Source organism: Blautia sp. OF09-25XD, from assembly GCF_003482095.1.
GTDB lineage: Bacteria > Bacillota > Clostridia > Lachnospirales > Lachnospiraceae > Fusicatenibacter > Fusicatenibacter saccharivorans.
In genome coordinates this window covers 167,701-178,927 of record NZ_QUMG01000005.1, presented here as the reverse complement: position 1 = coordinate 178,927, position 11,227 = coordinate 167,701, and the positions used below count along the sequence as shown (strand labels likewise).

Annotated in this window: 12 protein-coding genes; 9 read left to right on the top strand and 3 right to left on the bottom strand. The window is 45.2% G+C overall.

The window, feature by feature from the left end:
- Nucleotides 1-7: 7 nt before the first annotated feature.
- The gene (locus DXA93_RS06390; protein ID WP_119207891.1) at nt 8-274 is read right to left on the bottom strand and encodes a hypothetical protein; all 267 of its coding nucleotides are present in this window, start codon (nt 272-274) and stop codon (nt 8-10) included.
- Between the two features lie 278 nt (nt 275-552).
- Here DXA93_RS06390 and tnpA point away from each other — a divergent pair, with 278 nt between their 5' ends.
- The 3 genes from tnpA to DXA93_RS06375 all read left to right on the top strand — a co-directional run bounded on the left by tnpA (nt 553) and on the right by DXA93_RS06375 (nt 3,685).
- Nucleotides 553-981, top strand: coding sequence for an IS200/IS605 family transposase (tnpA, locus tag DXA93_RS06385; protein ID WP_055226077.1), 429 nt, complete (start codon nt 553-555; stop codon nt 979-981).
- A 395-nt stretch (nt 982-1,376) separates the two neighbouring features.
- A complete protein-coding gene (locus tag DXA93_RS06380; protein ID WP_118596003.1) occupies nt 1,377-2,957 on the top strand; it encodes an ATP-binding cassette domain-containing protein in 1,581 nt (526 codons plus the stop codon).
- A 206-nt stretch (nt 2,958-3,163) separates the two neighbouring features.
- Nucleotides 3,164-3,685, top strand: a complete 522-nt coding sequence (locus DXA93_RS06375; RefSeq protein WP_243037577.1) for a hypothetical protein — start codon at nt 3,164-3,166, stop codon at nt 3,683-3,685.
- 38 nt (nt 3,686-3,723) lie between these two features.
- Here DXA93_RS06375 and DXA93_RS20855 read toward each other — a convergent pair whose 3' ends face one another.
- Complete coding sequence (locus DXA93_RS20855; RefSeq protein WP_373141018.1) at nt 3,724-3,798, bottom strand: DUF6783 domain-containing protein; 75 nt, start codon at nt 3,796-3,798, stop codon at nt 3,724-3,726.
- Nucleotides 3,799-3,849: 51 nt separating this feature from the next.
- Here DXA93_RS20855 and DXA93_RS06370 point away from each other — a divergent pair, with 51 nt between their 5' ends.
- The 3 genes from DXA93_RS06370 (at nt 3,850) to DXA93_RS06360 (ending at nt 7,396) form a co-directional block, all read left to right on the top strand.
- Entirely contained in the window at nt 3,850-5,457 is a 1,608-nt protein-coding gene (locus DXA93_RS06370; protein WP_117804095.1) for a spermidine synthase, read from the top strand.
- A 142-nt stretch (nt 5,458-5,599) separates the two neighbouring features.
- A complete protein-coding gene (locus DXA93_RS06365) occupies nt 5,600-6,823 on the top strand; it encodes a M28 family metallopeptidase (RefSeq protein ID WP_118596002.1) in 1,224 nt (407 codons plus the stop codon).
- Between the two features lie 78 nt (nt 6,824-6,901).
- Nucleotides 6,902-7,396 (top strand): GNAT family N-acetyltransferase, encoded by a 495-nt coding sequence (locus DXA93_RS06360; RefSeq protein ID WP_055227881.1) that lies wholly within the window; start codon nt 6,902-6,904, stop codon nt 7,394-7,396.
- Here DXA93_RS06360 and DXA93_RS06355 read toward each other — a convergent pair.
- Nucleotides 7,365-8,252 (bottom strand): LysR family transcriptional regulator, encoded by an 888-nt coding sequence (locus tag DXA93_RS06355; RefSeq protein WP_117508979.1) that lies wholly within the window; start codon nt 8,250-8,252, stop codon nt 7,365-7,367. The genes DXA93_RS06360 and DXA93_RS06355 overlap by 32 nt on opposite strands.
- A 123-nt stretch (nt 8,253-8,375) precedes the next feature.
- Between DXA93_RS06355 and DXA93_RS06350 the strand changes: the two genes are divergently transcribed.
- The 3 genes from DXA93_RS06350 to DXA93_RS06345 all read left to right on the top strand — a co-directional run bounded on the left by DXA93_RS06350 (nt 8,376) and on the right by DXA93_RS06345 (nt 11,075).
- On the top strand, nt 8,376-9,743 hold the full coding sequence (locus DXA93_RS06350) for an MATE family efflux transporter (protein WP_118596001.1): 1,368 nt from the start codon (nt 8,376-8,378) through the stop codon (nt 9,741-9,743).
- 224 nt (nt 9,744-9,967) lie between these two features.
- Nucleotides 9,968-10,141: a hypothetical protein gene (locus DXA93_RS17785; protein WP_158578914.1), complete on the top strand. Its 174-nt coding sequence runs from the start codon at nt 9,968-9,970 to the stop codon at nt 10,139-10,141.
- Nucleotides 10,142-10,229: 88 nt separating this feature from the next.
- Nucleotides 10,230-11,075: a S8 family peptidase gene (locus tag DXA93_RS06345; protein WP_055227885.1), complete on the top strand. Its 846-nt coding sequence runs from the start codon at nt 10,230-10,232 to the stop codon at nt 11,073-11,075.
- The last annotated feature ends 152 nt before the right edge of the window (nt 11,076-11,227 follow it).

Sequence of the window (11,227 nt, the reverse complement as noted above, 5' to 3'; positions counted from 1 at the left end):
GTTACTCTCAGCAGAGGAATATTTTTGTCAAACAAGATGTTAAGTTAACTGAACCGCCGGATGCGGAACCGCATGTCCGGTGGTGTGAGAGGTCGGCGGCGAAAGCCGCTCCTACTCGATCTACATCGATCTTGAATCTTTGATTTGCGACTGGAAGTAAAACAAATTTGATGTTATCTTTATTTAAAAAATCAACTACTTGTTTCAACCCATCGACGTCATCCTTTAACCAACCCATATCAACTTTGATTCCATAATGTGTTCCACTAAACATAATCTTTACCTCCTGTATTCATTGATGTTCTTTTGATGATTAAAGTATACCACCAAATTAGTGGTTTTGAAAAATTATAAAGAGGATTCCTGGAAGAGAGCATATCAACTTAGTGCGACAGCCCCTTTTACTTAACTCTTAAATGAAAAGTCTAATCCCCCAGCTATGCTGGGGAGAATAGAGTAGTCGGAAGTGGTGAGGATAACAAAATAAAGCCTCCTGTGATAGAATGAGAATGGTGTCGCAAGCCAAACTCAAAATCAAAGGAGGCGGTCCAAATGGACAATAAAAGTTTATCACATACTCGTTGGAAATGCCAGTATCACATTGTGTTTATTCCTAAATACCGAAAGAAGGTATTGTATGGGAGAATACGCAGAGATGTCCGAGAGATAATAGCAACTTTATGCCAGTATAAAAATGTAGAGATAATTGCAGGAGCGGTATGTATAGATCATGTACATTTAAGCGTAGCAATTCCACCAAAACTCAGAGTATCAGATTTTATGGGGTATCTGAAAGGAAAAAGCACATTAATGATTTATGACAGGCATCCTGAGTTGCAAAGTAAATGGGATAAAGCGTTTTGGGCTAGAGGATATTATGTTGAAACGATTGGCAATATAACAGATGAAGCAGTTCAAAAGTATATAAAAGAGCAAGCAGAAGAATCGAGACGAGAAGATTCGAGTAGTACCGCTTTATAGCGGGCCAGCAAAAGTGCTTGCGATACCGCCCTTTGGGGCGAATAGTAACAATAGCCCTTTGGAGGGCTAATAATAAACCACCAGTTGAACTGGTGGTTGCTAACTAGAAAAAAAGAAAGAACATGAACGTGTAAAGGTGAGGGAATGTATCTGAAATAATTTAAGCTGGAAAACACAATTGTATTTTGATAGGACCTGTTTGAAACAGGTTATTTTGTGTACGCTTAAATTAGATACTCAGACGATTCGTTATGTTCCGACACCAGTGCCATGCACGCTGTGTCTGTTTAGGATGCGGGTCTGTTTTGCGTACGCAAAGCGGGCTCGCTTTTTAAATACTCTAGGCAGAATTTTTTATGCGTGAGAAAAAGAAAAACAGGCAGAAGGGAGTTTTTATGGCACAGATCAATGTCAGTAATCTAACTTTTGGGTATGAAGGAAGTTATGATACAATCTTTGAAAATGTATCGTTTTCAATCGACACCAGCTGGAAGCTTGGTTTTGTGGGAAGAAACGGAAAGGGAAAGACAACGTTTCTTCAGTTACTCCTGGGAAAATACGAATACCAGGGAGCGATCACCCGCTCGGTTGTCTTCGATTATTTTCCGTATCCGGTGAAACAAAAAGATCTGGAACGGACAGCAGCGGAGCTGATGGAAGACTGGAAAGCGGGAGTAGAGAGCTGGAGAGTTCTTTGTGAATTGGAAAAACTGGATATGGACGCAGAACTTTTGTACAGACCATTTGGTACGTTAAGCTTTGGGGAGCGGACCAGGGTTATGCTTGCAGTCCTTTTTTCCGGTGAAAATGATTTTCTGCTGATCGATGAACCCACCAACCATTTGGATCAGGACGCCAGAGAGATTATCAAAAAATATCTGGCGTCAAAAAAAGGATTTATTCTGGTATCCCACGACAGGGATCTGCTGGATGCCTGCATCGATCATGTGCTGGTTTTAAACCGGGCCTCGATCGAAGTACAGAGCGGCAATTTTTCCAGCTGGTGGGAAAACAAGGAAAAAGCAGATCATTTTGCCAGAATGGAACATGAAAAACGTGTAAAAGAAATTGGAAAACTAAAGGCAGCCGCCGATTGTTCTTCGCGCTGGGCAGAAAAAAATGAAAATACCAAGATTGGATATGATCCAGCCAAAGAACATGACAGATCGATATCGACACGATCGTATATCGGAGCAAAGACGAAGAAAATGCAGTCGCGCGTCAAAGCGTACGAGGAGAGAATGGACCGGGAGATCGAGAAAAAGGAAGGGCTGTTAAAAGATATCGAAACGGTAAAAGATTTAAAGATTATGCCGCTTTCCCATTACAAAGAACGGCTGATCGAATGCAGGGATTTTTCCTTAAAATACCGGGATGGAAAAGAGAATGTGATCACCGGATTGAATTTTGAACTGAAACAAGGAGACCGTGTTTTTCTGAAAGGAAAAAATGGCTGTGGAAAATCCAGCCTGATCAAGTATATTCTGACGCAGAACCTGCAAAATTCTTCCAATGGCGGAATCGAAAAGCGGAAAATTACGATGTCCGGATGCGAAAATCTTTCCGGCGAAAATATAATGGCAACGGGTACCTGTTCGATTGCCTCAAATCTCGTTATTTCCTATATCAACCAGGATACCTCGCATCTGTCCGGAACGCTGAAAGAATTTGCCAAAAAGCAGGAAATTGATGAGCCAATGCTCCTTTCCATGTTGCGCAGCCTGGATCTGGACAGAGAACAGTTTGTAAAAAACATGGAGGAATTTTCCGAGGGACAGAAGAAAAAAGTATTGATTGCTGCCAGCCTTTTAACACCTGCGCATCTCTATCTGTGGGATGAACCGCTGAATTATATTGATGTATTTTCACGGATGCAGATTGAGAAACTGATTGCGCAGTTCCAGCCAACGATGCTGATCGTGGAGCATGATGCAAGGTTTGCCAGAAAGCTGGCAACGAAAGTGGTAGAGCTTTGACCAGAAGAATAAACGGAAAGGTTATGACTGAAAAAAACGAGACTTCTTATGGAGGTCTCGTTTTGCTATGATTAAAAATAGTAAAAAAAGGAGGAATTCACATTATGACAAAAAGAAAAATAATGCTGATTACGGTTTGCTTTGCTATTTTTGCTATATCGCTTCTGCTATCCAGATAGTTTTTTAAAAGCGCTGGAAAAAGGAATATGGATGTTCCGGCAGCGGGATCTGAACAGATAGAGGATTCAAAGGATACAGAAGAAAAAAGAAACACAGAAGAAATGACAGAGCTGGAAGAAACAGAAGGGGCAGCAGCATCAGAAGGGGCAGCAGAACCGGAAAAAGTATATAGTAACGGCTATTCCGGCGGAGGAGAAACGCTGGCGCTGATCCTGGGAAAAAAGCCGGAACTGTTTACTGCAGCGCTCATGTGCAGCTCCAAATGGGATGGAGCATATGAACCGGTGACAGAGGCAAAAACACCGGTCTATTTTGTGATTGGCGAAAGTGATGAATATTATGGATCAGAACCGTTTAAAGAAGCGTATCAGATTTTATATGAGCTGTATGCAGAGCAGGGTTTAGCAAAATCCGAAATAGACAATTTGCTGGTACTGGATATAAAAGAGAAAAATTACTTTGCAGGAACGAAAGTGACTTATCAGCACGGAGGCGGTTATCTGTTCTGTCGGGATGAAAAAAATATGGGATGGCTGTTTGGACATTAAGAGTCATGGAAAAATATATTGCAAAATTCCAAAGAAGTCTATAGTATGATAGTAGAGCGCGTTTGAAAAATCATTTCCGCATTCTGTGCGTTCCATTTTGCGGTATGTTTCACTCTTTTGCCGGCATGATGGCAGCAAAAAGATAAAATAAAAAAGGAGTCGACATGGAAAGAAAAAATCGTGGCATCTTAAAAAACAAGTTATTTTTGTATCTGACAGAATTTTTTTCCGGAATGTCTGTGATGGCGGTAGAACTTGGTGCGAGCAGGCTGCTTGCCCCGTATTTTAGTTCTTCACAGATTGTATGGACGATCATCATCGGAACCATCATGATTGCTATGGCACTGGGAAATATCTATGGAGGCAGAACGGCGGACAAGTCGCCCAATCCGGACAAGCTCTATGGACGTATCATCGTAGCTGCTTTATGGATTGCGTTAATTCCCGTGGTCGGAAAATATATCATTGTTGGCATTTCTGCGGTTCTGATTTTTTCCGTAAATAACAATTTTCTGATCCTGGCTGCGTTTGTGGCCTGTATGGTAATTTTTGTGTTCCCGTTATTTTTACTGGGTACGGTAACTCCGTCGCTGGTCAAATATTCGGTGAGCAATCTGGATGATAACGGAAAAACGGTGGGAACACTGGGAGCATTCAATACGATCGGCAGCATTATTGGTACCTTTGTGCCGACGTTTGTTACGATCCCTGCGGTTGGAACATCGATCACTTTTCTGATCTTTGCGGGAATTTTACTTGCGTTATCCATCGTGTATTTTGTGATGGAAAAAGCAGGGAAAAAGAAAGTGATTGCATCGGTACTTATTTTCGCGTTCTGCTGTGGAACAGGTTATTCCGATTCCTTCGCATTCTGGGAAAACAACCTGACATATGAGGGAGAGTCTGTATACAACTATCTTCAGGTGTACGAAAATGATAAGAGAGTAGCATTGTCTACCAATGTTCTGTTTGGCGTACAGTCTGTCTATATGAAGCAGGATGAACTGACCGGAATGTACTATGATTATGCGATGGCGGCGCCGCTTATGATCAAAGACAAGCCGACAGATCAGATGGATGTGCTGATCCTTGGCATGGGTACGGGAACCTACGCCACACAGTGTAAGAAATATTTTGGGAACATGAACATTGAGGGTGTAGAGATTGATGAAAAGATCACGGATCTCTCGCGGAAATATTTTTCACTTTCCGAGGATATTCCGGTGACTACTTACGATGGAAGAGCGTTTTTAAATGCATCGCAGAAAACGTATGATGTGATTATGGTCGATGCATATCAGGATATCACAATTCCATTCCAGATGTCCTCCAAAGAGTTCTTTGAACTGGTCAAATCACATCTGAAGGACGATGGCGTTATGGTGGTAAACATGAATATGCGTGGAATGAAGGAAGGAAACATCAATCAGTACCTTTCGGATACGATTGGAAGTGTCTTTGATACAGCGGTTACAGTGGATGTGGCAGGATCGTCCAACCGGGAACTCTTTGCGTCGGACGATTCGGACATCGTAAAGAATCTGACGAAACATACGGGGGAACTTACAAACGTAAACCTGAAAAATATGATGCAGGAAGTTACGTCAAATCTTACAGAATATCAGAAAGGAAATTATATCCTCACAGATGACCAGGCGCCGGTGGAGCTGCTTGGCATGCAGGTGATCGATGAGCTGATCAAGGATGAAGTCCAATACTATAAAGATATCTATAAAGAGCAGGGAATCAAAGGACTGATCGAGTCTCTCTGAGCTCTGGAAAAAACATAAATCATGGGAATGAGAAAGAGGAACAGATACACCATCACAGTTTTTTAAAAAAGTTGTACGAAATAACATGGTTATGTTAGCAAATGATATACAGAAAAAATGGTTATAAAGGAGAACTAAAAATATGAAGTTAAAATCTATTTTTGACCAGACAGATTTTGTACATGCAAGCGGTACAAAAGAAGAATTGCAGGTTGCAAACTATTTAAAGGAGCAGTGTGAAGCATTAGGAGTCCCGGCAAAACTGGAAGGTTTCCGCGTTGCGATGGGCGAAATCGAAGAGGCACATTTGTATGCAGACGGGATGGAAATTTCATGCAAAGCTCTCACATGCTGCGGAAGCGGAAGTGTCGAAGGCGAACTCTACTATATGCCGGGAACCGATCCGGTTTCCGTTGCCGGTGCAAAAGATAAAATTGTGCTGATGGATACGCAGGGAATCGGATTTTTTGCGTACCAGGATTTGATGAAAGCAGGCGCGAAAGCGATTCTGTTCCAATATGGAAACAGCTATTACCCACATACAGACATTGATCAGAGAGATCTTCGGGAAGCCGTTGTCGGAGAGGAAAAGAAAGTGCTCTGCGCTATGATTCACTCCGCACAGGCAGTAGAACTTGTGAAAAATAAAGTAAAACAGATCCGTCTGGAAATCCGGCAGAAGGAATACGATGGAGAATCCCATAATGTGATTGCAGAATTGCCGGGAAAAAGAGAAGAATGGATCGTTTTAAGCGCGCATTATGATACGACATCGCTTTCGCATGGTGCATATGACAACATGAGCGGATGCGCAGGGCTTCTTGGAATCATGGAGCAGATGAAAGGGAAAGAGCTGAATTATGGTCTTCGGTTTGTATTCTGCGGAAGCGAAGAAAGAGGACTTTTAGGATCGAAGGCGTATGTCAGAGATCATGAGAAAGAGTTGAGACAGATCGTACTGAACATCAATCTGGACATGATCGGAACGTATATGGGAAAATTTATCGCCTGCGTATCGGCAGAAGAAAAGCTTACCCATTACATCAGCTATATGGCTGCAGAAGTTGGCTTTCCAATCGCAGCAGAAAACGGCGTCTATTCCAGTGATTCCACGCCATTTGCCGATCATGGGGTTCCGGCTGTTTCGTTTGCGCGTATTGCCAACGGAAATGTCGCCCCGATTCACTGCCGCTACGATGTCAAAGATGTGATGTCGATGGAGCAGCTGCAAAAAGATATTGATTTCCTGACAGTATTTACCAGAAGATTCGCAAACGCAGCGGTCTGCCCGGTGGCAAGAGAAATACCGGAAACGATTCGGAAACAATTGGATGAATATTTGTTTCGCAAGAGAAAAGAAGCCTGATATACTTCGATCACGGATATGAGCAGCGAGACGAATTGCAAATAGGAAAAAGAACGACAGTGGCAGGAGAGAGAAACCATGAAAAAAATAGAACTGGTAGAAATCAGGCAGGTAAACGATGCCCTTGCAGAAATGGTTGCGCTGTTTCGAGTAGAACTGCGTTCCTATAAAGGAATTGCATCAAAACCGAACGTGGAAGACGGACGGGAAGAAATGAAGGAATACCTTTTAGCAGGATTTCCAGTGTTTGCCGCTACGGTGCATGGCGAATACGCAGGTTATGTTGTCTGTCGTATTGAGAGCGAGGTGGTGTGGGTGGAATCCATCTTTGTCAGAGAAGAGTACCGCCGGCAGGGAGTCGCTGCCGCACTGCATGGCAAGGCAGAAGAAATTGCAGCTTCTTATGGAAACGATACGGTTTACAACTATGTCCATCCCAATAACCACAGGATGATTGAATTTTTGAGAAAGCGTGGTTACACCGTTCTGAATCTAATTGAGATCCGTAAACCGTATCAGAATGAAAAACTGACGCAGACGATTACGGTTGGGGAACATGAATTTGATTATTGAGGGAGTCATTTTCATCCCACAATTCCAGAAAAGCCCGAAGTTCAGACGGAAGGCGCCCCTTGCGCCAGGCAAGCAGGATTTCGGTTGTAAGGTCTGCATCTGTGATGGTGCAGGCCTTTAATTTATGGGTAAGATTCAGCATGGAGGCCGGCAGAAGAGCGATGCCAAGGCCTTTTTCTGCCATTGTCATTGCCGTGCGGGCGTCCTCGCAGGTGAGATAGATATCGCAGAACAGACCCGCCTGCTCGAAAGCGGAGAGCATGTATTTCCGGTAGCGGTTCGACAGAATCAGCGGCTGCTCGGCAAGTTCCGTAAGCGAAAGGGTTTCACGCCCGGCAAAAAGCGGGTGAGAAGGGAGTGCCATGGCGGTGATGCTCTCTTTTAAAAGGGTCTTCGTCTCGCAGCCATTTAAAACGATTGGCGTGCGGAGCGTGGTGAGATCCACCATGTGATTTTCGAGCTGGTCTTTTAAAGCAAAGGTAGAACCCTCGTGGACATCAAAATGGATGTGCGGGTATTTCCGGGAAAATCGCAGGAGATAGTCGGCGAGCAGCGAAACGGTGGATGGCGTCATGCCGATGTGGAGTGTCGCAGACTGACTGGATTTTACGACTTCGCGCCTGGTGAGATCCGCAAGCATCAGAAGCGTTCCTGCCTGTTCATACAGTGTTTTTCCTGCCTCGGTCAGGGTGATTTTCTTTGTACCGCGGATGAGAAGAGGCACCTGAAGCTCTTCCTCCAGCATTTTGATCTGATAACTTAACGGCGGCTGTGTCATATGCAGCACCCGTGCCGCCCCGCTGATGGTTCCCGCGTCCACGATGGCGCGGAAGTATTCGAGTTGTCGAAGTTCCATAAAAATCCTCCTGAAAAAACTATATAAAAATTATTCAATTTCAATATAAAAACAATAATTTACATATAGAATACGCCATGCTATACTGAAAAGCAAGTGAAAAAGAAGGGAATGAGGGAACAAATGAAACGAATTGATTTCGAACATGGAACCGTAACCGGAAACATCTTCGGGGCAGCGCTCCCGATGCTGGTTGCTCAGATTTTGAGTCTGCTGTACAATATTGTAGACCGCGTCTACATCGCGCGGATCCCGGAGGTAGGAACGGCGGCACTCGGTGCAGTCGGTCTGTGCTTTCCGCTGATCGTTATCATCACAGCATTCAGCAACTTGTTTGGAAGCGGCGGCGCTCCGCTGTTTTCGATTGAGCGTGGAAAGAATGATCAAAAAAAGGCGGAACGTATTATGAATACGTCGTATTCCATGGTATGTGTCTGTGCTGTCATACTGATGGTGATCGGCTTTTTGTTTGCCCGTCCACTGCTATCACTGTTCGGCGCATCGGCAGATGCGATGGTCTACGCGTATCCTTATATGATGATTTATCTGATCGGAACTTTGCCGTCGATGGTGGCAACCGGCATGAACCCGTTCATCAACGCGCAGGGCTACTCGACCGTTGGTATGCTTTCCGTCACGATCGGAGCGGTCGCAAACCTGCTGCTTGACCCGCTGTTTATCTTTGTGTTTGGCTTTGGTGTGCAGGGGGCTGCGATTGCAACTGTGATTTCCCAGACACTTTCCGCAGTGTTCGTTCTGTATTTCCTGACCCGGAAATCGGAACTGAAAGTGCGCTTTGTGCGGAAAAATGAAATTTCTGAGTGTGCAGGCTATGCGAAAAATATTGTCAGCCTCGGTACCGCGGGATTTATCATGCAGCTGACCAACAGCCTTGTCACGATCTGCTGCAACAACGTACTCTCTGTGACCGGCGGTGATATTTACATCTCTGTTATGACGATCGTATCGAGCGTGCGTCAGCTCGTCGAGACACCGATCTATGCAATGAATGAGGGAACTTCTCCGATTTTGAGCTATAATTACGGTGCACGCCGTCCGGCCCGCGTGCGCAAGGCGATGTGTGTCATGAGTGCGATGATCCTCGGCTATACCGCAGTGATGTGGAGCGTGATTGTTCTGGCGCCGCATGCGCTGATCGGTATTTTCAGTTCGGATGCGGTACTGACCGCAGATGCGGTTCCGGCTCTGAAGCAGTACTTTGCAGCATTCATTTTCATGGATCTGCAGTACATTGGACAGACCGTATTCAAATCTCTGAATAAAAAGAAGCAGGCGATCTTTTTCTCCCTGCTCCGAAAAGTCTTCATTGTTGTACCGCTCACCTATCTGATGCCGTACGTACTCCACATGGGAACGGACGGTGTATTCCTTGCCGAACCGGTATCAAACGTAATCGGCGGAAGTCTCTGCTTTATCACCATGCTGATTCTGGTTCTGCCGGAACTGAAGCGAATGGAGCAGCAGAAGTAATGTTTTTGAAAAGTTTCTGAAAAAAGGACAGGAAGATCTTTACCGAAACGGTTTTGGCAGATATCTTCCTGTTTTTTATTGCCATACATACAATATGATGCCTCGGACAATCTGATGCGCATTGGAGTCCCGGCGCTCCGCATTCTGTCGGTGCCTATCTGCTTTCGATTCCAGGTCTGATCTATCAGGCGGCGCTGCAGGGACTTTCCCTTGGAAAAGAAAGTATGTACATATCCATGACACGCCAGGCGATTCTGCCGCTGGTGTTTGCATTTCTTCTCAAAGGATTTGGAAACCTGAATCTGATATGGGGCGCCTTTGTCCTGGCTGAGCTCTGCGGCATCCCGCTTGCAGCAGCTCTCTGGAAACGGAAAGGGGAAAAGCAGATTCAGTTTTAAGTATAGAAAAGAAAAACAAAAAGGCTGTTCTTTGCGAAAGGCAGCCTTTTTTGCATACCATAAGATAAGAATACACAGGGGCTTATGGATGAAAGAGCAGGAAAATCTGACAGGAAAAGGAATTACAGCCGCCGTGCTGGATACAGGGATTTTTCCCCATATGGATTTTGACGGCCGGATTGTAGCCTTCCGGGATCTTGTGTACGGGCGGGAGACGCCTTACGATGACAATGGACACGGAACGCATGTCTGTGGTATCCTTGGCGGAAGTGGAAGAGCGTCCGGCGGAAAATACCAGGGTGCGGCACCGGGATGCCGGTTTGTCGTAGTGAAGATTCTGGACCGAAGGGGAAATGGAAGAAAGCAGGATATCCTCGCGGCGATTGACTGGGTGTGCAAAGAGCGAATAAGACTTAATATCCGCATTTTAAATATTTCAGTGGGAACAACAGAGCAGGAAAAAACGGTGGATGATCTGCTAGTACAGGCGGTGGAGCGCGCCTGGGATGACGGGATCACTGTTGTGACAGCGGCCGGAAATCTGGGGCCCGCTCCGGGCAGTATTACGGCGCCGGGGAGCAGCAGAAAAGTGATCACCGTGGGAGCGGGCGATCTGCTGGAGCCAAGAAGAGGAATCTCCGGATGCGGCCCGACACGGGACTGCGTCTGCAAACCGGATCTTGTCGCGCCTGGAAAACGTCTCATTTCCTGCGCGCCTGGAAGAAGCAGGAAGGAATATGTGGTGAAGAGCGGCACCTCGATGGCGGCACCGCGGGTGTCCGGAGCCGTGGCTTTGGCACTTGAACGGGTTCCGGATCTTACAAATGTCCAGGCGAAAATGCTGCTTTGCGAATCGGCGAGAGACCTTGGCCTTCCGCGCAACCGTCAGGGGCATGGGATGCTTCAAACAGACCGTTTTCTGTCTCTTCTGTGAGACACTGTGCGGCAGCATAAAAAAAGAAAAATGAAGGAAAACACCTCTCATCCTGCAAAAATTGTGTGAATTTATGGGAAAATGCCAAAAAATCAGGCGAATTTTGACTTGACAAGCTATAGGATACTTTATACAATAAACGGGAATAGAAA